We start from the raw sequence: 24,165 nt of genomic DNA on the forward strand, positions 1-24,165 counted from the left end.
GTTCTCCTGGGTCTAAAGCAAAATTGTTCTTGCAATGTCGGGTAGTCAATTGGGGGACCAGCATGAATAGGCTGTTGGCACATTATTTCCCCGCATTTCGACATGCAAATTTTCCTGTCCATAAGGAAAACCATGCCCAGCGCCGAGCCAGAGCGCCGCTGGCTCGGCAGCCCCCTCAGCAATACATTTCCAAAACGGAATCGGCTGGCAGTTTGCCAACAACCGCCAGCAGCAGCCTCGAACCAGGCGTTCGCGGCCAACAACGCCAAGTCGTAACAGAAATCAGGAAATATCTCGCACGGCTTCAGCTTATTGCTTAGACCAACGACAGGAGAACACGATGCCAGATACCACCGTAGATACTTCAGCGGTTAATTATGATACCGACATGCAGACCATCCGCGACTACGTTCAAGCCGTGGTCGAAGCGAAGGCCAAGATCGCTACCGTCCACCTGTCGGCTATCGACAATTTCCAGACTACGGTCCAGTCCGCCTCGCCAGCGGATGCCAAGCCGGATTTTCTCACTGTAGTTTTAAAGGCAGGCCTGAAGATGGCTGAGAAAACCGCTGTCTCCGCTGTGAAGGATGCCACCGGCGCAGACCTTGGACCGCTGGTCGATCTGCTGCATGGAATTTCGGATGAAATCGACCGTGCCGCAAAAGCCGCCCAGAACCTCGCGGTGGCCGACTGGATCAAGACTGTCCGCACCGCGGTAACCAACGCCTATGCCCAGGATCAGACAGGAAGCGCGCTGCGCAAGACTATCGAAGACGCCTATAACCAGAATGACGAAGGTGGACGCGGAGGTTATATCGGCGGTATTCAGAATGAACTGACGGCCATGCAAACCGTACGGCCGCCCAAAACGGAACTGCTGGAAACCACGATGTACACAAGCTGGATCAGCCAGAATTTCAACAGCGATTGCATAGATGGCACCGGCATCATCTATATACAGTTTGCTGACGACAGCACGTTTAGCTCAGCGACGGTAACGGCGCCGCTCGGCGACAAAATCGCCGGAGCCTTGAATAATGTGATGAGTGGCGCAGGCAAGAATGGCTTGATGGACCTGGACGTCGTAAAAAAAGTATGCAAAGGCAGCGACTGCATGTGCTTTGAAGGCAACAACGTGGTGCGCAAGGCGGCGTCCAGCGACGACACGCAAACGTTTCTGTCGGCCGCCGACACCTGGAAACAGGCAACGCTTTTTTCGACATCTCCTTGAGGGATATTCTCCGCCAACGCATTGGAGGCAGCGATCATGATCGACAACAGCATTCACGCACTGGGTCCCTTGTTCGGGCCGGATTTCATCACGATCGAAATCAATGATCAGACCAATACCACCTATGCGCTGGAAATTTTTCCAGATGCCGCCAATCCGCAGCTGAAACAGAGCGGTTTGGCGACCCAGTTCTACTATATGCCCAAGCAGATTTACCTGGCCAAGCGGCCCGATTCGCCTACCGATTTCGATTTCAGCGTCACCCTGTTCAAAGGCTTGATGACGGCGGAGGATTCTTTGATGCCAGGTGGTGCGCCGAGCGTGAATGGCGAAGTCGACGCCGGCGGCGCATTCATGTCGTTCTCGACCACGATGGCGGTTCCGGATAGCGTCGTCGCGGGAGCCTTGGCAAAACTCAAGGCGCAGGATCACGAACCGCCGCCAGCCAGGATCGCCGGCTTTTTCCAGCGCGACGCGGCCAGCCCGGCGCCATTGCTGGGCATCGTGCCGATCGTCGACAACAATGTCACGGTCGAGGTTCCGCAGCTGCCGGGCGCCGGCGACAACAAGTCGCCCTGGTTCATCAGTGCACAGGGCGCCGGGCACGGCAGCATCGAGGCGTCCGGCATCAGCAGCTTCCTGGTGTCGTGTAATCAGATGGCGGCAGGGGCAATCGTAGGCGCGCTCAAAGACGGGCGTAGCCCGTTCATCGTGCACTACAACATGAAGCTGCTGTTCTACATTAACGCTTGCGATATCCAGATGCACGTGGATGTAGACAAGACCTTCGAGCAGTTTTCAGGCGCGTTCGCGGCGAACTATATGGGCCTGGTGCAGGCCGACCTGTCCGCCAACTATCAATCCTGCATCACCAACGGCGCCATCACGACGATCATTCAACAGAATGGCACTGACGTCGACGCCGACATGAAAAAGGTGATCGACAAACAAGTATCGGACATGCAGGACAAGGCATGGAATCTGGTCAAGACAGAGATTTTCGACTGGCAGCCGAAACCCGACGATCCAGCCAAGGCGAGCACCGGCGCTTGCGGCGGAGCGGCGATCTCTCTCAAAATGAATTACCAGAAACACGGCGTCAAGTTTGATAACCAGTTTGTACTCAATCAGACCATCTCGAAAGAAGACACTGTCTCCGGCACGCTGAACTCGCTTGAACCGGCAATCAAGGCGAATCTGGATAAATACCTTTCGATCGTCGACATCGGCGAGTTCTTCAAGAAAATCCAGGTTGTCGCGTCGCCGAATATCGACTTCGGCGATGGCGTAAGCGCCGATCCGATCAGTGAAGCCTTGGTGCAGGTGAGCTTTGTCGACTTCGATAATCCGGTCGGCAGCGACGGCAAGGTGAAACTGGTGCCGGTTGCCGAGGGATTCCATTACACCCCGGGAAAAATCGATGCTACCGCGCCGGTAACCCTGGGGCGATGGAGTCGAGACAATCCAGATGACTTGATCAACTTCTCTCGTTTACGGCTGGATAAGCCCAGTCCGCCCGATTGGGACAAGGACAAGGTCAAGATCACCAAGACGCTGGTCTACAAGTCCGACGATGCCCGCGTGGATCTCTCCAATAATTCAACCAAGCTGGTGATTGAAACCAATACGCTCGAACACAACCCGGTGATCGGTCCCGAGGAAGTCGGCTACGTCTACATCAAATTCTTCCTGGATCGGCCGATCAAGGCGCCCAACATCACGGTCACGCTGACCATCCAGATTGGCAGCAGAAGCGACGTCATCGTCCTCAGCAACGACGATCCCAAGGCCAATCCGGTGGGCATCTGGCAGCTGTGGTCCGACAAATATTTCAACGAGACGATTGCCAAGGTGAAGATTGACGTCGAGGTCGCTCCTCCGGCCTCCAATTTCGCAGGTACGGCGGTGACATGGAGCGGCAACCAGGCGATTCCGCTCAACCTCGGACGGATCAAGCGGATCGTGCCTTGCAAGATCGTGGTGCCGGCATTGACCGACCCTGAGCAGAGCGCTCTGGTCAGTCAATACATTCTGCAGGCGCTCAAGGAAGCTGCTGCCAAGTGATGGCCGATTTTCTCCGCCGGAGGCTTTCAGATGAATCAGTTCATGGCAAGCAGCGCTGTTCGTTTTGCTGGCGCTTCAGCTATTCGGAGCGAAGCAGTCGCCGCATCGAATAGCATGCCGCCAGCCGCAGAAAACACGGCGGCGAAACGCATCGATGTTGTCGCGAACACGAGCAATCGCGCCGCTCTGCTGCAGATGACTGTTGCACCCAGCGAGCCGCCACCGGTGAGTTTGCCGCTGCTCAGCTCGAGAACCGGCAATCTGTTTGCGGACCGGGTCGACCCCACGCTGCATTGGTATCTTGCCGGATTCCAGTTGCGCGACGACATCGATCCCGGTTTCGCCTTTGCCGCCAGCCAATCGGGCCAGGATGAGGGTGGCAATCCTTTCTATACCGCGCAGCTCCGCCTGACGATGCACAAGTTGCAGCCAAGCGACGTCGGCGATTTTTCCAAGGCTAATCCGGCGGCGACGCTACGCGAAATTCCGCTGGCCGAAATGACGGCAATCTTGACCAGTTTCTATACTGACGAGGAAGGCCAGGCGAAGCAACGAGATGTGATCGGCACGGTCAAAGACAATGGCGATGGCAACCTGCTGCTGACGTTTACGCCAATTATGGGCTTATCCGTGCTCGGCCTGTACCAGGACCTCACCGTGTTTGGAAAGACGCAAATCAAGCTCTCCGCGTCTTATCAGGCCTGGGCGCCGCAAAATCAAATGACCTTTGTACGGCCGCAACTTGCTCTGTTATCCGCCACGGTGCAGCAGCCTATGCGTGCTGCGCCGGATACGCGCATGCGCTTGTTTTCTCCGCTGGCACTGCAGACGACAAGACCCGTCGATCCACAGCCAGGTGTGCCGCTGATACAAACGCGTCAGTTGTGCGAGAACCTGTTGCCGCTGGCGCTGAAGTATCGCCAGGACGGCTATCAATTGAAATACACTGTGTCGACCGATCAAATTCCGAACCGCGTGATTCGCGACGCCAATGACTTGCGCGACTTCACGCGCGGGGGTTCTGAGTTTCGCGAACTCAAGGCTTTGGGAGACATCGGTCAAAGGTACCCGACCTTGAGCCGAGCCTATGTCGGTTCTTTCAGCCGCACGATTGTGGTAATTCCCGACCACTATTCCATCGTACGCAGCCGTATCGGCTGCGCAGCAGTGTGCATGGCCCTGGTGGACAGCGCAGCGTCGAATGGCAGCAAGTGCAAATTCGAGTTCGATTTCACCGTCGCCCCCGAGGTCAGCCGGATCGAGTTCCTCCAATTTGCACAGGAGATTTCGAATAATCCGGATCTCAAGGATTACAAACTCAAGTTTCCTGATTTCTTGCAGGACGGCCTGCCCTCCAACCTGCAGACGGCATTCAAGAGCAGCGCGCAATTCTCGGCCGGGTCAGATGCGCATACCTTCATAGTCAGTGTTTCCATCCAGGACGAAGGAGCGCAAACACCGTCGGTTGCGAATGCCAATCTATTCATCATGCAACTGTGCTCGAATATCGGTGCTGGGCTGATCGGTACGCTGAATCTGAAACTCGACGATGGCTACTCTATGCCGGTTCCATCCATCCTGGTCTTGAATTTTGCACATACGACCGGCTCGGACGAGCTGAATTTTCAAATCGACGAGGCCTCGGCGCAAATTAAATTAAGCAACCAATCGCCCTTGGATCTGCAGCTTGCGCGCTATGCATTTGTTTCAGCGTCCTCAATAACGGTGGCTTCCGTGCCGCTCCATCTGCCGGCAGGGGCGGCGGTGTCGATTCCTTTGCCGGCCGAGCATGCCGATTTATCGCTTGCCGAGGATGCGCAATTGATACTGCCGGCGCCGATGATGAAAGCGGACGTCGCAAGATTCCTGAATTTCCAGACTGCCGACGTGCAAGAAACGCAATACGTTATCGCCATCGATGCCGGCAGCGTCACTTTCAATAAATACGATTCCATCGTGGCAAGCATCACGTTCGCCACCTTGCCGGCCGTCGCGCCGCAGGTGCTGACCCTGAGCAAGCACATTCATGCCGACAGTACGCATATCGTGATCCCGCTGGAAAACGCCGTGTTCTCCCTGCCAGGGGAAGTCGATTTGACGATCAAATTTTCGGATGGAACCACGCCAGATCTGAAGTTCACTCTGCAAAATGATTTTACTGCCCAGCCGGTGCTGGTTCTTCTGCAAAGCGACATCGATCAAAACATGGCGGGCCACGTCTAAACCGCCATGAGCAAAACAGTTCAAGCGTTTCAGAACAAAGAGGATATGACATGGAATCGACGAAACGATATGCATCCGTAGGCAGCGCGATAGCCGTGGCAAGCCTGATCGCTGCTATCGCCGCAGCGGAACTGGTCCCGGATCCGTCCTGGGCCTGGCTCTGGACGGCTGCTGCGCTGTTGGCTTTTTGCGCAGGTATCGGTTATGGCGTCAGCGGCCATTTCAATGGTCTCGTCATCGACAACCGGAACCGGGTCAGCCTTTCAAAACTACAGGCAAGCGCTTGGTCGGTGCTGGTGCTATCAGCGTTTCTGGCGGCCGCGATTGCGCGTATCAAGCTCAATCTCCCCAATCCGATTGCCGTCAACATTCCCCAGGAACTACTGGCCGTGATGGGAATTTCGGCCACCTCGCTGGTAGCTACGCCGATCGTGTTGAGCCTCAAAAGCAACGAAGCAGCGCCCCCGGGACAGGCGCAACGAACCGCGCTGATGCTGGGGGATGATCCGAACAACGTGGTACCGGCGGGCAAAGTCTATGCGCGCAACAGCTCCGGCGACGCCCAATGGCTGGATATTTTTCGCGGCGAAGAAGTCAGCAACGCCGCCACGCCCGATCTCGGCAAGCTTCAGCAGTTCTTGATTACCGTGGTGACCCTGAGCATCTACTCTATCCAGCTCTGGCATCTGTTTGGCGCGAACCAGCCCACGCAAGCCGGCACCACCTTCATGGAAACTCTGCCCGCATTCAGCGCGAACATGGCGTGGCTGATAGGGATCAGTCACGCCGGTTACCTCGCCTACAAGGCGGCGCCCCATGACAGCGGCACAGCGCCGGCGGGTAGTTCTCAAACGCCCGCCTTGCAAGACAACAGTGTTGGATAGTTAGCAAAGACAAGCCGACGAGGAGCAGGAATCTATCATGAGCGATACCATCGAAATTCCTATTTCGGGAACCGTCCAGAACAATGTGCGCGTCAATGTCCGGCAAGGCTCGCCAAGTACGGCTGCCCCCGTCCTTAGAAAATTTGACCCCGGTACGACAATTCAGGTGGCCGCCTTGGCGGTTGGCGAATCTGTCAACGGTAACGCCCATTGGTACCGCATCTCGGCCGACACCTACATCTGGGCCGGGGCTTGCAGCGATTTGCAACAGAACCCCACGACAACTCCGGCACAGCCGCTTGCCGGTCCGCCGGACAGATCTGCCCGCTTGAACCAGGTGCCCCTGGTCATAGACATTAGTCATGGCGACGGCGTGATAAGTTTTCAGGACGCCAAAAACGCAGGCCTGGTCGGAGTGATACATAAGGCAACCACAGGAGCCACAGGCAAAGACGACGCCCATGCGGCGCGCCGTGACGAAGCCCGGAAGGCCGGACTTCTTTGGGGTGCATATCATTGGGGAACGGCAGCCGCGGTGGGGGATCAGGTTGAAAATTTCATCTCATGGACGAAAGCAGACCAAGATAAAAACATGCTGGTCGCGCTGGATTTCGAACCCACGCCAGGGAACCAGATGACGATCGATGGTGCGCGCGCGTTTTGCGAACAGATCTACACGAGACTGGGGAGACGCCCGGTGATTTATAGCGGCGACACGATGAAAGCGGCATTGGGTTCGGCAAAGGATCCATTTTTCAGTGATCATCGCCTCTGGCTAGCGCAATATGGCGCAAGCCCCACCGTTCAGAGCAGTTGGGACACCTTCTGGCTGTGGCAATATACCGATGGCGACAGCGGTCCGCCCGGCTGCCGCGCCGTGACCGGGATTGCAGGGGATTCAAAAGGACGCCTGGATTGCGACTACTTCGATGGCGATGCCGCGACACTAGCTTCACAATGGGCGTCCTGAATGCGCATGCGCCTGACTGCGCCGCTTGCAGTTCTCGTACAGACTTGTATTGCACTGGATTTGTATGGGAACCCCCATAGACCCGAGCCGCCGCCCCCAAAAAAACGCTTGATAATCAAACTAATCATTTGATGATCGAGCGCCTTTTCTTGCTACCCCAGATAGCTATCTGAGCAGCGGACCGTTTGCGATCAGAAATCAAGGCACACCGATTTTTGGCGGACGACGCGGTTTCAAGTCCATATCTTAAACCGATCGACAGTTAAACCACTGGCGCCGAAGTCAGCTGCGTATTGCTACGGCGATGTTACGGTAACGCGGCCGTATCGTTACCTGAAGATACTTATGTTGCAGGCACAGCGGGCATATCTTGCGACTGTGGGGTGTCGGCTATCGATGCTATAGCGCTGCCTCACGCAGCAAACGGCATACGCCGCCATTCCTCTTTTGCAGTTGCCCGACAGGAGAATCAACATGAGTGCATACGAAAAGCAGTATCTGCTAGCCCCCCAGGAAAGCTTGACCGAGACCAGCCAGCTGGTCTTCCAGGACCTGGCCATGGATTTCACGACCCAGTTTGTGCAAACCTGGAACGATCAGGGATCCGGCGCCCACGAAGATGCGTCGACCTGGCGGCCGCTAGCGTCCGACGCCCAGGTGGGCTTCTATTCCGTTGGCGACGTGTTGTTTGGAAATTACGACGATCCGAACGGGAAGCACGTCGGCTTGCTGGTGAAATCACTGTCCGACCCGGGCGTTGGGCAGCCTGCGCTGATGCCGCCAACTGGCTTTCAATACGTATGGAGCAGCCAGGTGTATATGCTGATGGCGCCAGACGGCTATGTTGCCTTGGGCGGTGTAGCGGCATGGGACAGCGGCAGCCTGTCGCCGGATAACTATCGCTGCGTCAGAGCGGATCTGGTGATCCCGGCCCTGGTTGGCGACCAGGTTTATAACGACAGTGGCAGCGGCAAGAACGATGACCTGAGTTGCTGGAACATCCTTCCACCTAGCGCTCCGGCAGGCAACGTCGCCTTTTCCCCGGGAACTTTCATTGCGATCCCAAGCTACGACACTCCCGGTCCGATAGGATTCAATGCACTACAGATTCCGTTTACCGATGTGCCGCCGAGCGAATATGCGAAACCGCCGGTACTTAGCAGCAAAAATCCGCCGCAGGATGGCGAGACCGTGTCCTACATCGTCAAGATGCCTTGGTTTGCGGTCAGCGATCCTTCGATGTCGGATCCGGAGCGGATTTTGAAATCACCGGTCTACACCATGGTGCGCTCAGATAAGTACAAGCTTTCCATGTTCAAGAACAACACCACCGGCACTTTGCAAACGCAAAGCTACACCTGGCTTGAGGGCGTCAGCAAGGAATCGGTTGAATCGTTTGCGCATTCGGTCGGCATCGAATTGGGTATGGAATATGGTTCTGACGCAATCGGCTTCAAGGTATCGGCGAAGTTAAGCTACAATTTCACCTATACCACCAGTTCAAGCTCGGGCATGCAGGAACAGAAGAGCATGAACGATATGCTCAACGTGCTTCCGCACTGCGCCGCCGCCGCTTACTATCTCGACAGCACCTATGATATTTACCGGCAAGACGGCAAGCGCATTCAGACCGTCACCCCGGACTTTGGCGTGCCTTCGAGCACTTACGATACGCAGTTCCCGGATAGCCTGTCCAAGGTAAAGCGCCGCTAAGGTTCTGCGCCAGGAGGAGATGCAGGTCCAATGCAAGGCGTGCATTGGACCCGCAAATCAAGCTTGGCAAAAATGGCTGATCAAGGCAGTCCGGATTGCCTGGGCAAGTTCTTCCTGAAGCGCGATATCAAGAGCAGTACTGCGGTCGAATTGTTCTGACCATGCAATACAGCGTGCCGCTGCATCAAGCAAGCGTATCGATATCCTGAGGCGTTCGCCTTCGACCCGGACGCTGCCTTCAAGGATATAGCTGGCACCGGCTTCCTGCGCATTCTTCGGCGCTGCCATTTCATGGATACTGTCAAACGAGGCGAACGACACCACCGTATCGCCTAACTCCTTGAACAACTGATACGCCAATTCTTCACTCAAGCCCTGTGTAAAAGCATCGCCGCCAGCCTGGGTCGTGATGTTTTTAAGCGGCAGGATAGCGAGCATGGGCTTGCGTTTCACCGCGCTGCGACGATGCCTCGAACGATGGATGGCCGGCATGTAGCTGCCGACAGGAATGACAATCCTCAGATCGTCCTGCTCTCCCGAGGTGGCGTAGTAGATCTTGAGTTTTTCCCGCAAGCGGCCGACCTGGACCCGGACGATCGGATCGTCGCAGGTATTGTAGCTGGCCGGATCGCGGCCAAAGACCTCGATCCCGATGGCGTATTCATTGGTGTCCCTGATCGTGCCTGCCAGCGCTTGCTCCACCAGGAAGCGCAACAGGTGGCGCATCCGTTGCGCTTTCGAAAAGATGCCGCTCGCCAGGATCAGTGTCAGCGTCGACTGGATCTGTTGCACCGGAATGGCAGCGGCGTCGTGCTGTTCATCTTCAATCACGGCGGCCGGGCGCATGCGTCCGCTTGAGACGGCGCCGGCATCGATCGCACTTGGCGGCGCGAGTGCCGGCGCATCGGCGAAGTAAGCCGCAACCGGCCCTGCGCTGTTTTTCCATAGCAGGTCGAAGCCCTGGATCAGGACCGGGATGGTTTTACTATCCTGCGGCCATGCATTGAGACTGGTTTTGTTCACCTTGCGACCCCGGCATGTTCTTGCGAATCGATTTAAGTATGTCTGAGCGGTCGAAACACCGTTCAGCGTTGGCTGCCAAGATCCTTTCAGGAATCAGGTGCCGCTCCCTCTTCTACTCAAATTCCATGCCATGACAAAACGGCAAGCTTAGTGCGTACAATGCCCCGAAACCTGCACGTTGCGTCTGTTTTGACATGTCAACGGCATGTCTTTTTACATGTCAGCAACTGTTGCCTTTGATCTATAATCAATTTCAATTCGTTCCCGCTCAGATAATCCCGGCAATCCCGACCAGCTCGGGGGCCGTTCGATCATCGCTTAATCGCTTAATTAAGTACTCATCCCAACCAGTGAATGATTCCGAACAGACATTGACCACACCCATGTCGGCCTTGGAGTCGGATCAGAGCCCACTGCTGGGCCTGACAATTCTGTGGCATCCGGAGCCGGAGCGTATCGGCCAGCAATTCATCGGCCCTGGCGGCGAGGGCGTGCTCGAACTCAATCGTTTTTCCCCCTTGTTTCGCGCTCCCGGCAAGGATGGCCTGGCGCTCGGCCATCGCTGCATCGCCCGTACCCCGCTCAGGATCTGCCGCGATGGCGGCGACGGCGTCGCCATCACCTTGCCGGACAGCCGCATGGCGGTGGAGGTGAACGGCAAAAGCGTCACCGACGCGGCGTACTTGCCGCGCGCACAAATCGAACGGGGGGTTGTGCTTGGCCTGGGAGGCCTGGTGCTGGTTTGCCTGCACTGGATACGCTGTTTGCCCAAGTCGAATGATTTGCCAGGCCTGCTGGGAGTCAGCAGCGCCATGATCATCGTACGTGACCTGATCCGCCAGGTTGCGCATACTAGTTTGCCGGTACTGCTATTGGGTGAAACCGGCAGCGGCAAGGATGTTGCCGCGCGGGCGATTCACGGCCTCAGCAAACGCGCCGGGCACCCATTCGTGGCGGTCAACATGGCCACGCTGAATGAATCGCTGGCCGCGGCCGACCTGTTTGGCGCAGCCAAGGGCGCTTATACGGGCGCCCATGCGCAGCGTCCGGGCTTGTTTGCCGAAGCCGAAGGCGGCACCCTGTTCCTCGATGAAATCGGCGATATGCCGGGGCTGATACAGCCGATGTTGTTGCGGGTGCTGGAAAGCGGCGAATACCGGCCGCTAGGCGCCAGCCGCAACCAGCAATCCGGCGCGCGCCTGATTACCGCAACCGACCGCGCCTTGGAAGGCGGCGCCTTCAATCAAGCCTTGCTGCGCCGCCTGGAAGCTTTCGTGATTCGCTTGCCGGCTTTGCGCGACAGGCGTGAAGATATCGGCGTCCTGCTGCTGCATTTTTTGCAAACACGGCCGGATCTATCCAATCAAGCGATCGCATTGCCGATGACCTTTATCAGCGACATCTGCAACCACGACTGGCCCGGCAACGTGCGTCAGCTTGCCCACGTATTGCGGCGCGCGACCATGGCGGCCAGCGCCGGCGAAGCACTAACTCTGGCATCGTTTATCCGCATGCAAAACCTGCCGCAGACCAGCGCCAGCGAAGCCGGCATTGCGCCTGTCATCGGCCTGGCCGGCGCGCCGGCGTCGCATCAGACAGCGGTAAAACCGCCCAGGAAAAAATTATCCGGACTGACGCCGCACGACATCATGAGCGCGATGGAAGACAATGCCTGGCAAATTCGCGGCGCTGCGCAGCAACTGGGCATCTCTCGTCCATCGCTATACAAATTGCTGGCGGCGCATCCGGCAATTCGTCCCGCGGCGTCGATCCCGCTGGAAGAAATCCGGCGCGTGTTGCAAGAACACGCCGGCGACCTGAGCCGTTGTGCAGCCAGCCTGAAAACGCCCAGCGAAGCACTGCGGCGACATGTGCTCGGACTGGGCCTGGAACATTCAGACAGTTGAAAATCCAGGCCGTCCAGGCGGCCGATGATTCTCTAATCCGGCATCATCAATCCAGTGCCGACTTCACCCTCCGGGTCGAAATAGAACACGCGATGGAACGGGGTAGCGACTCCTTCCCTGTATATTTTCACGGTGATATACATGGAGACTTCCCAGCGGCCGTTCTGCTTGCCGATAGTCAGCGGAGGAAAAGGGGGTGCAGGCGGCGCAGGAGGAGTCCAGGTTTGAGTGATTTCCCGATAGTGATGCTTGTCGCTTGTCTTTTCATCGAAAGACAGCGGTAATCGCAAGCACGCAGTCAAGCAATCCGAGAACAACGAAGGCGGAGCATACGTGGTCAACAAACCCTGGCCGCACTGGACTATCTGCGGCCGCGTGATAATCGTGAAATCCGTGATTTCGAACGATTTCAGGGGAGGACGGTATTCGGGGTTTTGTATCAGACTGCCGCCGCCGGTGACGACTATGCCGACTTGATCGCCTTGATTGAAGAATACCGAGCCTGAATGCGGGCCGGTCGGCGGCTTGCTGCCGCCGCTAGTGCTCCAGTCCAATTTGGCGCTGATTTGATCGACATCGAAGTTGACGTAAAAAATAACGGTTTTTACCGGCTCTGTCATTTTGCACTTTCATTCAGGGTGGGTGGAGAATTGTGGAGAGCGATGTAATAGCCGGAGTCACGCCGGAGGGCCATCAGATCTGGTTCGGCACGGATCAGATTGGCCGGGTAGCCGAGGGTTTCGGCCTGTCTTAGTTCTGCCAGGGAGGCAGCGCGGTCGCCGTTGATTTCATAGGCCACGGCCGCGCGAAAATGGACGTCTGCATTGGACGGCGCCGCCGCCACCGCCTGCCGGCTCAGCCTGGCCGCAGCTTCGCGCTCGCCCAGCTTGGCTGAGTACAGGCCCATCCTCGATATATCGGTAGGATCTGCCGGAGCGTGTTCGAGCAGCGGCTTGAGTAATTCAGCTGCTTTGGCGTAAGCCGCGCGCGAGGTAGCGGCGCGCCCGGGTATCCAACGCAAGGTGTCGGCCAGATTGGCCCATTTCAGATAATCGCCGGGGCTCCCTTTATCTGCGGACACCGCATGTTCGAAGGCTTGCGCGGCGCCGACATAGTCACCCCGGCTAAACAAGGTTGTTCCCAGATTGCTATACAGTCTGCCGTTGGGCCGGATTTGCAAACCTTGCTGTAAAACGCGTAGCGCTTGGTCGCCCCGGTTTTGCCGCAACAGTGCCTGACTCAGATTGGCATACGCCTGTATCGCATCCGGCTGCAATTCTATGCTATGCCTGAATGCTTGCTCGGCGGCGGGGTAATTGCCCTGGCGGTAGCGCAGGATGCCGAGCAGATCGGCGAACAGGCGTTCTTGCGGATAGGCCGCGATCGCAGCCTGGATGCCGCGTTCGGCCTCATCGAAGCGATGCATGCGTAGCAGCAGTTCGCTTTTGACATTCAACGCATACAGGTCCAGCGGATCCAGCTTCAGCGCCTGGTCGACCAGCGGCACGGCTTGCTCCAGGTGTCCTTGCTGCACCCTGACCCAGGCTTGCGCCACATAGGCTAAGGCCAGCTGGTCGTCTTGTTTCAGCGCTAGCTGCGCGCTAGCGTCGGCGCGCTGCAGCCAGACCTCATCCCGCTGGTCGCTCGCATAACGCAAACTGTAGGCCAGCGACAGGCCAGCCGCCGCCGCCGCATGGCCGGGGCGATGCTCCAGCACGCTGGTGAAATCGCGTATCGCCAGCTCCGAACTGTCGGGACGATCAAACTGGCGCAAGGCCGTCAAGCCGGATTGCATCGTCGCCGTTTCCGAATAAGGCGGGAGCGGCGGCTTGCCATGCTGATCGGAGTCATGCAACTGCCACAGGCCGACGATGGTTGCCAAGAGCAGGATCAACAGGGTCAAACGGCCGCTAGCCCGGTAGCTTGCCGGCGTCAGCCTGCCGATTTTGCCGATTGCCGTGCGTAGCCTGGCAAAGCGCCGCCAAGGCGCTGCAGATGCGATGCCGGCGCTTTGTATCGGCTGAACGGTGCGCCCGCTGATTGCCAGAATAGCTTCCCGCACGGCGCGCATCGAAGGTGGACGTCGCGCCGTCTCGCGCGCGGTCATCATGCGCACCAGCGCTACGACGGCAGCATCGATCTGAGGCGGGAACGGCCACAGTGCGGACGAGGACTGGACATGTGCGGCGGCCAGCGCGAGGCCGTTCAGCTGGGCAAAGGGGCGTTCGCCGGTGAGCAGTTCATAGAGCACCACGCCAAGAGAATAAATGTCGCTCGGCGCTCCCGGCCGTTCACCCTGCAAGCGTTCGGGCGCGAGATAGGCAATCGTGCCTTGTGTATCTTCATGCGCCAGGGATTCGGTCGCCAGCGGATCGATCTGGCGCGCCAGGCCGAAGTCCAGGATACGTACCTTGCCTGAGGCTTCGACCATCAAGTTCGATGGTTTGATATCGCCATGGATCAGATGCGCAGCGTGCGCCTCTTCCATCGCCTCCGCAATTTGAGCAACGATGTCCAACGCTGCTGACACGCTCAGCGGGCGTTCCTGCGACAACTGGCGCAGGGTGTCTCCCTGCACCAGCTCCATGATGATCGATTGCTGCGCGCCGTCGCCGTCGATCGAAAACACCGTGACGAAAGCCTGGTGCTTGAGCGAGGCCGCCAGCCGCGCTTCCTGCAGCAAGCTGTCAGGACGCAATGGCGCCGATGCTGACTTCAATCTTTTAACCGCTATGCTGCGGCACAACTTGGCGTCCCACGCCTCGTACACTTGTCCAAAGCCACCCTCTCCCAGCAATCGCAGAAATTGATAGTGTTCCGTTGCGGGAAGTGTGACTCGAGCATGCATTGGGATGGCGTCCATGATTTATCTGACGGTATCGTCGTAGCGCTATGCAGTCCAGCCAGAAGGCGTATCCCGGATCACGAGGGCGTTCTGAAAAGAAGATGATTGCCAAAATTTTCCATGCGGCAATCGAATTTCATTCTAATGCATACTGCAGCGCAAAGCATGGCTTGCGTGGACTTTTAACATCTATTTCCATGGGGATTCGCAGATTCCCGGCCGCAGCCTGCGGATGTTCTTTGATGTCTATGCGAACTGGATCACAAGCGATGACGACAACCGCGAGATGGACAAAATTGCGGTCTCGCTGAACGAAATTAACCCTGAGCTAACCCAGAAGCGCAAAAGAATGGTAGCCGGCACTTGGAATTCAAGGGAAATAGGCGTAAAAAAGCCCTTGATTTCAAGGGCTTAGTAATTCTGGCGGGAGACGGGGATTCGAACCCCGGATAGGCTATGAAGCTATTACGCTAAAATCAGTTTCTATTTTTAATTCAATGAGTTAGATCAAGATAAGCGTACTATTGTTGGGCAGGATGGCATTAGGTAAGTACTTGATTTGAAAGAGAGCGGCTTTTCTGAATAGTGCGATTCTGATAGAACAGTAATCGAAAGCAGAGCAGATTTGCCTGCTCAAAACTCTCCCCCATTACACTACACGTCCATTAGGATGTCGGTTTTGGGCACCATCGGCCATAACCGAAGATTCAGGAAAATGGATTTCGATGGTGTTATGCGCGTATCCGGCATCTTTAAAGCTTGCTTGTAGCAACGGTCCGGGTATAAAACGAATTCCGATATTACTCAAAGACAGCAGACGCCTGGCAAGATACATGCCGATACCTTTTCCGTGCATTTTTATACGTATCGCGACACGGCCAGAGTAGTTTTCGGTGAATATTTCCTCCTTCTCCAACTCATCAACTTGCAAGCTAGTCATTTCAAGAAGTAGTTTTAATCCTCCGACATTCTCAAATCTGATGTTCAACAATGAGCTATGCGCACAATATTTAGACGCATTATCAAGAATGTAGTACAACGCGACGCTGAAAGTCTCGTAATCGAAACGAGCTCGCGTTTCGCTAGCAGACAATCGCACCGTGATACTTTTATTCTGAAGATCCTGATAAAACGAAGCTACTATGTTTCTCACCACTTTGTGCAAAGTGTGGGTCATGGGCTGAATGTCTGCAACACGGCTAGCATCCAGCCGTTCAAAAACAGAAAATTCGTGCGCCATTGCTTGAGTGTTTTTTAACACTCGCAATAGTACAGCGGCAGATTCGTCAGGGTCTTTCAGCAGAGCGCCTTTGAAGACTCCCCTTTGAGATAGGGCATCAGACTCGCTAACCAGTTGCTCTTGGCTCGCGATATTGAACAGTTCCAAGGAAGTTTTGCTGCATAGGGTACGCAAATTGTGAGTGAGCCTATTTGCCTCCTTTCGTCCCTCAGCTCTCGCAGCCTCTCTAGTATCCAGAAGCATTTGGATAGCACCACCCATGATTTCAATTCTGGTTCTAAAGTGTTTATTGCTGTTCACGTCATCGCGGTCATCCGTGCACAGATAAACAGTGCCCAATGGAGACTGGTGCATCCCTCGACGTCGGCGCTCAGCCTTTCCACATGTTGTAACCACCTCTGTAGGCTTCGAACATTGCCTCAAGCATGGTTCGCAGCCCGGGTCCATCTTGACGAACAGTCGGTCACCTTGAGGGTCCAGAATCAGTACGTGGTCAGTCATCACTCACACCCAGTAACGTATCCAGCATTTGCATGTACTGGTAGGGGTCCGCTGTCTTCGACAAGCGGTGATCGCAAAGTGACCATGCATCGTGAAACTGAAGCCCCACTGGCTCCGCAGAATAGATGACGATTTTCTTCTTATTTCCGAATTGTGTTTTGAGGGCTTTGGCAAGCCCAAGGCCCTCGTCCTTGAAACCCAAAGCACGGCCAACGCCTTGAATATCAACAAAAATCACATCCGCATATAGAATATCTGGAGAGTTAAAAGTCGGAACGTCGGAAACGAGTTTCACGTTTTGCCAACCAGCCTTTATTAGGATGCTAATAAGCTGAAAATCGGTCTGGTCATCGATGAATAGGATGTGCGCCGAATGCATCGCGGCAGGTCGATCGACGAATGTACGCGCTTTGTCTGACTTGACCGGATTGTATTCTTGGTCATGCTGGAGAGACGAATTTCCTTGATTTACGGCCTGATGCACATTCACGTTGGTTGTATGTCCCCCCGCCGCCAAGGGGAGCGACACTGCTTTTCCGCTCTTAGTCAACAACTTCCATATGAGAGTGATCACAGCAAGTCCTACGCCGCTGAAAACCCACTCTACGTTAGTCGATAGCCACTGGAATCCTCCCATCACCCACTGCATAAAGCCCCCGTTTTCTTATTAAATGATAATTAGGTGTTTTCGCAGCATTCTACATGGCAATAATTGAAAGCTCATCCTTACTGAACGTCAGAACGTCACGTGCTCCCTCCTTGTTCGTGTTACATGGTCGCCATCCACGGACGTCGCCTCGAAAACACATACGCGGTTGTCCCCTGCCAGTAAGAAGTCTACGCTACGTTAGCAACTCAATTCAGTGATGGCTGAAGGCTGAGGGCCTCAACATCTATGGAAATTCGCATACTCGCAACATTCCCCGTGAGAAATCTTAGCAAATATCCATTACCGTGGCAGAATTGGGTTTTTGATACACATCAGAAAGCAGGCGTGACATGGTAATGAGAAATTGGCTGTGTGAGCCGGATAAGCCAGAAACTGGTGGTTACATCCTCCCGAACCCTGCGATCACAGTGACCGTTGGAAACAACATTCGCGCCGCACTAATCGGCAGCAAAGCATACTGCGAGGCCTGCAAAAGCATTGGTATGATCGCCAAAGCAGGTAGTCCACGAAGGATGAATTTTATGGGCGAAATCGCGCTGGATCACGATATTTTGCTCTGTAAATGTCCGAAGCCGCCGCGAATGATCGCCACATCCACGAGCACCCATCAATATGACGATATGGCTCAAGGAGCAGGAATAGCGCCAAGCGCGACCGCCGCAGTTAGTACTTTGCTGACTAGTGCAGGATCCGCGTCTCCCCCCTAGAACACCACATCTTTGACGAGATGGTCGCACCAAAGCATTCCGCTAGCGGTGCCGCTGTCAGTGACTATCCCTATTTCATTGAAGTTTCAGATGGTCGAACATTTTCGGGTTGTACTGATGAAAGTGGAAATCTTCCTCGCATTGCCACCAATGGTGCTGACACCTACACCGTGTACTGGGGTGACGAAGCCCTAGTAAAACAGGACGGAATCTAAAATATGCCGAACAAGAAAACGGTAGTGCAAACAAATTCGACGAAGAATTCCGTTAAAGAAGTCCCGCTGAAAGTAGTCACTTTTGCAGAGCTATGGACAGGATTTCCGCACGACGCACCTTGCAAAGATCCGGCTATCGTTGCAGCTTTGGTTGGTCTGTACGCAGCGCTTCCGCCATCAACGGTTGAATGTGGCGACGAATGCGGCGGGAAAGCCTTAGAGTTTGCGCTGGGGAGCGGCCTGACAGGCGGTATCTTTTTTGCGGTGTTATGTGGGCTATTGTTAACCCGAAGACAAAAAATAAAACACAAAACTGGATCCGAAAAATAGAAAAAGCCGCATCAGCGGCCTAGTTCCGGCAGGCGGCCTCTAAATTTTTGCTGACGACTTCAAGTCGTTACTACTCAAGCAGTACAGCGGATCCCATTTTAAATGTTCTCAGAAAGAGATGAATGCCAGATCAAAGCGCTTCCGACAAAGATATTTGGCAAGACGATGTCCTTGAGCGGAAAGAGGACGCATTCTATCTACAGAAATATTTGGTCAAGCGCTACGGAGCAAAAAAGAAAGAACCTGGATTTGTGCTTGCGGTCAACGCCGAATGGGGATACGGAAAATCGTTCATGCTCGAACGGTGGAAGGACCAGGCCTTATTTGAGATGCATCCAACAGTGTTCTTCAACGCTTGGCAAAACGATTTTACCGAAGATCCACTTTTAGCTTTTATTGCTGAATTTGATACAGGTCTCAAAGAATATTTCAAACATATTTCCGTCGGCGATAAAGTAAAAACGGCTGCAATCAAAAAAATAAAAAATGTCTATAAGCCAGTATTGACCGTACTTGCCAGTGCTGCAGCCAAGCATTTGGTCGGCATGTCAGCGACCCATATTCAGGCTCTGATTTCTGCCGCCGATAGCGATGGTCAGATGGAGAATATTGAGCTTTCCCTGAAATTTCGTCTTCCACAGGTGACGTAAAATTGACGTTACTTTGGGAAGGCAAGAAATGAAGATTTCAAGAAGTTCATACACGGCGGAATTCAAGGAATTGGCAGTCAGACGGGTCAATGCCTGCGAGTCCTTCGCGGCGACAGCCAAGGAACTTGGTCTAAGCGAACAAACGCTGCGCAACTGGGTCAAGGCCGCTAAGGCTGGCAAGTTGAACGGCGCTGGTAGCAAGGTTGTGACACCGGAAGAGATGGAATTGTCGCGCTTACGTGCCGAGAATGCCAAGCTCAAGCGGGAGAACGAAATCATAAAAAAGGCAGCGGCGTACTTCGCGAAGGATGTTCTGTGAAGTACGCCTGGATCGATGCGCAGACTAATCGATTCGCGCTGAGGGAAATGTGCGATACGCTCGACGTGAGCATCAGCGGTTACCGAGCCTGGAAGAGTGGCGGCACGCCCGATCGCAAGCGCCTGACGGCCGGCCAGACGCTGGCCATGATCCGCGCCATCCACGCCGAGGTAAAAGGTGCTTATGGCAGTCCTCGGATGATCCGCGAGTTGCGGTGGCGGGGCTACACGGCGAGCAAGGGACGCGTAGAGCGGTTGATGCGCACGCACGGAATTCATGCGCGCCACAAGCGGCGCTACCGGGTTACGACCGAATCGAAGCACGGTTTGCCAGTGGCGAGAAACCTGCTTGACCGCGATTTCGCGCCGGCGGCGCCGAATCAGGTTTGGACGGCCGACATCACCTACTTGTGGACCGATGAAGGCTGGCTGTACCTCGCCATCGTTCTGGATCTGTTCAATCGGGAAGTGATCGGCTGGTCGCTCAAGCCGCGTATGACGACTGAGTTGGTGGCAGACGCGCTGACGATGGCCTGGTTCCGCCGACGTCCTGCGCCCGGCGTCCTGCATCATTCGGACCGCGGCAGCCAGTACGCCAGTCAGGCCTACCAGGACAAGTTGCGTGAGTTCGGTATGACGTGTTCGATGAGCTGCAAGGGAAATTGCTGGGACAATTCGCCGACTGAGAGCTGGTTCAACAGTTTCAAGAACGAACGTTACCATGGCCTGCGCTACACCACCCAGACTGAAATGAGGGCGGCCAGTTTCGAATACATCGAGGTGTTTTACAATCGCAAGCGGCAGCATTCGACCCTCGGTTATAAATCGCCGCTCCAGTTTCTACAGCGCTGGATCAGTGAACAGAATCAGGAAAAACGAGCTGCATAGAAGTCGTCTGTTGGAAGACGAAAAACAGAGGGAACCTCATATTGAAGGCGCGGCAAGTGAATTTAAGGACGTTCAACAAAAATTAAAGAAGGCTATCGACAAAGCGCTCGAGGGACACAACACAATAAAAAGATCAATCGTAGAGTTCAAAGAGAAATTATCAAAGCTAATTGAAGCGTTGGAAAAAGTTAGCGGCGTCCAATTGCCGCTACTAATTTTTGTCGACGAATTGGATCGTTGCAGACCCGATTACGCCATTGAGTTACTCGAAGGGATTAAACATCTTTTCGGTGTACCTGGAGTTTTTTTCATCATTGCCACAAATATCCAACAACTCGGCGAATCTGTGAAAGCAGTTTATGGCACAGGCTTTGACGGCCAGCGATATTTGAAAAGGTTCTTTGATTTACAATATTCTTTGCGAGAGCCGAGCAATATTCAATTTGCGAATTTACTGTTCAACAGGATGGCACTTCCAGAGATCCAGAACATTGTTCATGGTTTGAGCTACAGTCATGCGCCCAACGGCCAAGTTCCAATCGGGCAAACTCCAGTCGAAATATTAAGCTTAGTTCTCGAAATGCACGCGGATTCTTTTGCATTGGGCCTACGCGACCAACTTCAGATTGCGACTATTTTGGAAGCTGCTTTTTTGAGTCTGGAAGGAAAACCAGTTCACATATTTTTCTTGATATTTTTAACCGTCATATATCAAAAAAATCCAGCGGTTTTTGAAAAAATAGCGAAGACACGAAATCTGTCGGATGAAACCGGATTCAAAACTCTTGATAGAGTTGCTGGATTTGGATCCATAGCATTAATGAGCGATGACGGATCCACAGTTAATATAACTTCGTTGAATCAGATAGCGAAAATTTATTTCGATGATCTTAACCTGAGCTATAGCGCTCGCAATTCGAAGCAGCTCAACGTTCGAACTTTTCCGCAGAATTTAGTCTACGATATAAAGGGTGCACAAAGCGGGGGCACATTTACGCCAGATTACTCCATCTATTTTCACCTAGTCCAACATGCCGGTGGATTTATTAAGCAATAGTTACCGGCATCCGTCTTCAAGACAGGTCATCAAGGAAGGGGAGCATTGATTACTGCTTCGATATGATGGCCGTCTGGATCGATCAGAAAGCACGCGTAATAATTGGGGCCATAATCGGGTCGCAAGCCAGCCGCACCGTTATCACGACCGCCCGCTTGCAGCGCGGCTGCGTGGCAAGCAGCCACTGATGACCTGGAAGGCGCGGCGAACGCGAGATGAAATCCCGGACCGGGCGCTGCCGCATCCGGACGTAGTTTCAGACACAGCAGATCCTTGTCCTCTTCGACTCCGTAGCCAATTGCCGTGTCGTGCTCAAACACACGCTTAAACCCGAGAGCGCCAAGCGCTGCATCGTAGAACTTTGCGGCAAGTGCCAAGTCGCGTACGCCAATTGAAAGATGGTGGAGCATGTCTATCCTAATTTGTTAGTGAATTTTTATTGCATCTTAAGCGAATCAATGAACCCTGTGAAATGCGTCGTAGATCATTGAAAACGCGCAGGCAATCGCACTTGATTCGCCAAAGTCGACCGGGTCGTCATTCAGCGGATAGTTGAAAACCCCGGAATGCCTAATCAAGTTGATGTAGGCCGGCTGGAGGTCGTCGGCGCGGTTCAATTCGGCCAGTACCTCGCCTTCAATCGAATGAATTAACCGCCAAGTAAGGGGCTGCCCCTCGGTGCGGTGGCGGGTAACTATTGTGGCAATAATGGGTTCTGCTCGGGCAATTACTGCATCAAATTCGTTCATGTTGGTAAGGCGCATCATATTCTCCAAAGTACAACTACTGTATATATGTACAGTATAAACGCTTATCGAGTTTTTGCAAAAAACCGGCGCAAATGGAGTGAACCCCTGCGACTGGACCAGGTAGGGGGAAGAATTTGATACGCTTGCTGTGCCTTTACCAAAAGGAGCAGCATCATGTCAAAGAGAGCATCCAATCGGCGCCTCGCGCACGATGTGCGTAGAGTGTTCCTCCACGATATCGCATCGCGTGCAGAGGTTAGACGGAAGAAATTCACGTGCGTCGCGAGCCTTGAGAACCAGCCCACTCCATGCCTGCAAACGGGTCAACGGAATTTCACCTCTCGGGTTCACCGGAACGGTGGTGGTCGAGTAGATCATGATGATGTTCCTTGGCCTGATGTTCAGCCGTTAGGCTGAAGTCGCAATCTCGGAAGCGAAGTCGCGATAGGAACGAAGAGGACGTCCCAGGAGCGCGGTCAAACGTTCCACATCGCCGGCTTCTGGAATCATCCCCTCAGTGAGAAAACGCTCGCTCATCAGGCGCATATCGAAGGCCATCCAGCTCGGCATGAACTGTCGAAGGTTTTTCTCGAACCCGGCGGGGTCATCGCCCGGATAGGCGATCGGACGACCCAGGACGTCTGTCCAGATCGCAGCGACGTCTGCGCCGGTCAAGGTGTCAGGGCCAACGAGATTAATCCGGTCCAGAGGAAGTGGGACGGAGGTTCGTTCTCGGCGGATAAGTTCGATGGCCGCGATCTCAGCAATGTCACTTGTATCGACCATTGCCAGACCCTTGCTACCGATCGGCATCGGATAAATGCCGTAGCCGGTTACCACATCCTTGATCGTGAGGTCGTTGCCCATGAAATAGGCGGGACGCAGAATGGTTGCGTTGAGTCCCATTCGCTCGATCATGCGTTCAACGCCGAATTTGCCTGCGAAATGCGGTACGTTCACGTAGAGGTCGCTATGAATCACCGAGAGATAGACGATTCGCTCGATGCCGGCCTCGCGTGCAACGTTAAGCGCAATCAGCGCCTGAGTGTATTCGTCAGGCACCACCGCGTTGAGCAGGAACAGCGTTGAGACGCCGGAGAAGGCGCTGCGCAGCGAGTCGACGTCGAGCAGATCGCCTTGGACGACGTCGACGCCTGTTGGGAAGTTTGCCTTCGACGGGTCGCGAACGAGAGCGCGAACATCGGCGCCACGCTTCACGAGTTGCTCGACAACTTGGCGACCGACAGTGCCGGTAGCGCCGGTAACGATAATAGTCATGATGATTACTCCTTGGTTTGGTTGGTAAATTCAAAGATGAATAGAGGTCCTCGATCAACGAGACACAGCTCTATCCACAGAAAGCCATGCTGGTGCTCGTAGCGTTAAAGGAGATTGGCAAAATGCTTGGCGACATTCTTCAAGCAGACGTCCATATACCCTCTCCATTGGGTCCCGACAAATAGCCTCAACGGAATCTTGGTAAAGCTGTTTCTGGCACGGAACATATATATCCACTTCACCTGAGTGCCGCCTTCAGTGGGTGTGAACCAAAATTGTCCGCGTGCATAAGACATCAGATGTTTCAGCGAAAAGCTCGGATTGCTGACGCGGTATGCAAAATAGGAGGGACGGTCGTAGTGTGTAATACCTTCGCTCACAGTGCTGCCATCCAGTAGATGCACGGTACGGGTTGAACCGGGCTGATCCCACGGACCAGAGACGTTCGACGTTGACGCGACGCCAGGTACAAGCCCGTAACCCGTCAGGATCTTCGGCAGAACGTCTTGCGCGGCAACGAAGTCGAAAACGTCGCTGATGTCGCCAGGAATGAACATCTCCCGCGTGACAGCAACCTCCAACCGCGCCGTGCGAACGACGGTAGGATGGCCACCGTCTTTGCCCAAATGTCTGCCGCTCGATTCAGGATCGGCGTGCATGGTGTTCGCAGTGCTCATGTCCTTCTCCTTTTAGGGAAGTTGA

At 54.6% G+C, this 24,165-nt stretch carries 22 protein-coding genes; 12 read left to right on the top strand and 10 right to left on the bottom strand.

From position 1 onward, the window contains the following. Nucleotides 1-340: 340 nt before the first annotated feature. From BCF11_RS04315 to BCF11_RS04340, 6 genes are all read left to right on the top strand, one after another. Entirely contained in the window at nucleotides 341-1,231 is an 891-nt protein-coding gene (locus tag BCF11_RS04315; protein WP_098493647.1) for a hypothetical protein, read from the top strand. A 36-nt stretch (nucleotides 1,232-1,267) separates the two neighbouring features. After that, nucleotides 1,268-3,295: a hypothetical protein gene (locus tag BCF11_RS04320; protein WP_098493648.1), complete on the top strand. Its 2,028-nt coding sequence runs from the start codon at nucleotides 1,268-1,270 to the stop codon at nucleotides 3,293-3,295. Nucleotides 3,296-3,409: 114 nt separating this feature from the next. Further along, nucleotides 3,410-5,518, top strand: coding sequence for a hypothetical protein (locus BCF11_RS04325; protein WP_143751252.1), 2,109 nt, complete (start codon nucleotides 3,410-3,412; stop codon nucleotides 5,516-5,518). Between the two features lie 50 nt (nucleotides 5,519-5,568). After that, entirely contained in the window at nucleotides 5,569-6,402 is an 834-nt protein-coding gene (locus BCF11_RS04330; RefSeq protein ID WP_098493650.1) for a hypothetical protein, read from the top strand. A 37-nt stretch (nucleotides 6,403-6,439) separates the two neighbouring features. Further along, the gene (locus BCF11_RS04335; RefSeq protein ID WP_098493651.1) at nucleotides 6,440-7,372 is read left to right on the top strand and encodes a glycoside hydrolase family 25 protein; all 933 of its coding nucleotides are present in this window, start codon (nucleotides 6,440-6,442) and stop codon (nucleotides 7,370-7,372) included. Nucleotides 7,373-7,846: 474 nt separating this feature from the next. Then, complete coding sequence (locus BCF11_RS04340) at nucleotides 7,847-9,085, top strand: Vps62-related protein (protein ID WP_098493652.1); 1,239 nt, start codon at nucleotides 7,847-7,849, stop codon at nucleotides 9,083-9,085. Nucleotides 9,086-9,142: 57 nt separating this feature from the next. On the opposite strand, the gene BCF11_RS04345 is transcribed toward BCF11_RS04340, so the two are convergent. Continuing rightward, nucleotides 9,143-10,108, bottom strand: a complete 966-nt coding sequence (locus BCF11_RS04345; RefSeq protein ID WP_233212361.1) for a hypothetical protein — start codon at nucleotides 10,106-10,108, stop codon at nucleotides 9,143-9,145. A gap of 371 nt (nucleotides 10,109-10,479) precedes the next feature. On the opposite strand from BCF11_RS04345, the gene BCF11_RS04350 reads away from it, so the two are divergent. Beyond that, on the top strand, nucleotides 10,480-12,015 hold the full coding sequence (locus tag BCF11_RS04350) for a sigma 54-interacting transcriptional regulator (RefSeq protein ID WP_158229139.1): 1,536 nt from the start codon (nucleotides 10,480-10,482) through the stop codon (nucleotides 12,013-12,015). Between the two features lie 32 nt (nucleotides 12,016-12,047). Here the strand turns inward: BCF11_RS04350 and BCF11_RS04355 are convergent, their stop codons facing one another. The 4 genes from BCF11_RS04355 to BCF11_RS04375 form a co-directional block, all read right to left on the bottom strand. Next, nucleotides 12,048-12,635, bottom strand: coding sequence for a hypothetical protein (locus tag BCF11_RS04355; protein WP_098493654.1), 588 nt, complete (start codon nucleotides 12,633-12,635; stop codon nucleotides 12,048-12,050). After that, a complete protein-coding gene (locus tag BCF11_RS04360) occupies nucleotides 12,632-14,878 on the bottom strand; it encodes a serine/threonine-protein kinase (RefSeq protein WP_098493655.1) in 2,247 nt (748 codons plus the stop codon). The genes BCF11_RS04355 and BCF11_RS04360 overlap by 4 nt, the downstream gene beginning before the upstream one ends. A 631-nt stretch (nucleotides 14,879-15,509) precedes the next feature. Next, nucleotides 15,510-16,247: a sensor histidine kinase gene (locus BCF11_RS04370; protein ID WP_143751253.1), complete on the bottom strand. Its 738-nt coding sequence runs from the start codon at nucleotides 16,245-16,247 to the stop codon at nucleotides 15,510-15,512. Nucleotides 16,248-16,593: 346 nt separating this feature from the next. After that, nucleotides 16,594-17,250 (bottom strand): hypothetical protein, encoded by a 657-nt coding sequence (locus BCF11_RS04375; RefSeq protein WP_143751254.1) that lies wholly within the window; start codon nucleotides 17,248-17,250, stop codon nucleotides 16,594-16,596. 356 nt (nucleotides 17,251-17,606) lie between these two features. Between BCF11_RS04375 and BCF11_RS04380 the strand changes: the two genes are divergently transcribed. The 5 genes from BCF11_RS04380 to BCF11_RS04400 all read left to right on the top strand — a co-directional run bounded on the left by BCF11_RS04380 (nucleotide 17,607) and on the right by BCF11_RS04400 (nucleotide 21,436). Beyond that, nucleotides 17,607-17,978, top strand: coding sequence for a PAAR domain-containing protein (locus BCF11_RS04380; protein ID WP_233212362.1), 372 nt, complete (start codon nucleotides 17,607-17,609; stop codon nucleotides 17,976-17,978). Between the two features lie 218 nt (nucleotides 17,979-18,196). Continuing rightward, nucleotides 18,197-18,523 carry a hypothetical protein gene (locus BCF11_RS04385; RefSeq protein WP_098493660.1) on the top strand — a complete coding sequence of 109 codons (327 nt, stop codon included), beginning with the start codon at nucleotides 18,197-18,199 and terminating at the stop codon, nucleotides 18,521-18,523. A gap of 122 nt (nucleotides 18,524-18,645) precedes the next feature. Then, on the top strand, nucleotides 18,646-19,173 hold the full coding sequence (locus BCF11_RS04390) for a P-loop NTPase fold protein (RefSeq protein ID WP_098493661.1): 528 nt from the start codon (nucleotides 18,646-18,648) through the stop codon (nucleotides 19,171-19,173). A 28-nt stretch (nucleotides 19,174-19,201) separates the two neighbouring features. Further along, nucleotides 19,202-20,379 (top strand): IS3 family transposase gene (locus BCF11_RS04395; RefSeq protein ID WP_098493662.1). Its coding sequence is split into 2 segments (ribosomal slippage): nucleotides 19,202-19,463 and nucleotides 19,463-20,379, totalling 1,179 coding nucleotides; the frame shifts between segments, so codons are not numbered across the junction. Nucleotides 20,380-20,389: 10 nt separating this feature from the next. After that, nucleotides 20,390-21,436: a P-loop NTPase fold protein gene (locus BCF11_RS04400; RefSeq protein ID WP_158229140.1), complete on the top strand. Its 1,047-nt coding sequence runs from the start codon at nucleotides 20,390-20,392 to the stop codon at nucleotides 21,434-21,436. Nucleotides 21,437-21,465: 29 nt separating this feature from the next. Here the strand turns inward: BCF11_RS04400 and BCF11_RS04405 are convergent, their stop codons facing one another. The 5 genes from BCF11_RS04405 to BCF11_RS04425 form a co-directional block, all read right to left on the bottom strand. After that, entirely contained in the window at nucleotides 21,466-21,846 is a 381-nt protein-coding gene (locus tag BCF11_RS04405) for a VOC family protein (RefSeq protein WP_098493664.1), read from the bottom strand. A gap of 45 nt (nucleotides 21,847-21,891) precedes the next feature. After that, entirely contained in the window at nucleotides 21,892-22,203 is a 312-nt protein-coding gene (locus tag BCF11_RS04410; RefSeq protein WP_143751255.1) for a DUF2471 family protein, read from the bottom strand. Between the two features lie 159 nt (nucleotides 22,204-22,362). Continuing rightward, on the bottom strand, nucleotides 22,363-22,563 hold the full coding sequence (locus BCF11_RS04415; protein WP_098493666.1) for an AtaL-like protein: 201 nt from the start codon (nucleotides 22,561-22,563) through the stop codon (nucleotides 22,363-22,365). Between the two features lie 30 nt (nucleotides 22,564-22,593). Further along, nucleotides 22,594-23,463 (bottom strand): SDR family oxidoreductase, encoded by an 870-nt coding sequence (locus BCF11_RS04420; RefSeq protein ID WP_098493667.1) that lies wholly within the window; start codon nucleotides 23,461-23,463, stop codon nucleotides 22,594-22,596. A 104-nt stretch (nucleotides 23,464-23,567) separates the two neighbouring features. Then, complete coding sequence (locus BCF11_RS04425) at nucleotides 23,568-24,140, bottom strand: SRPBCC family protein (protein WP_199110752.1); 573 nt, start codon at nucleotides 24,138-24,140, stop codon at nucleotides 23,568-23,570. Between the last annotated feature and the right edge of the window lie 25 nt (nucleotides 24,141-24,165).

The organism is Collimonas sp. PA-H2 (genome assembly GCF_002564105.1).
GTDB lineage: Bacteria > Pseudomonadota > Gammaproteobacteria > Burkholderiales > Burkholderiaceae_D > Collimonas.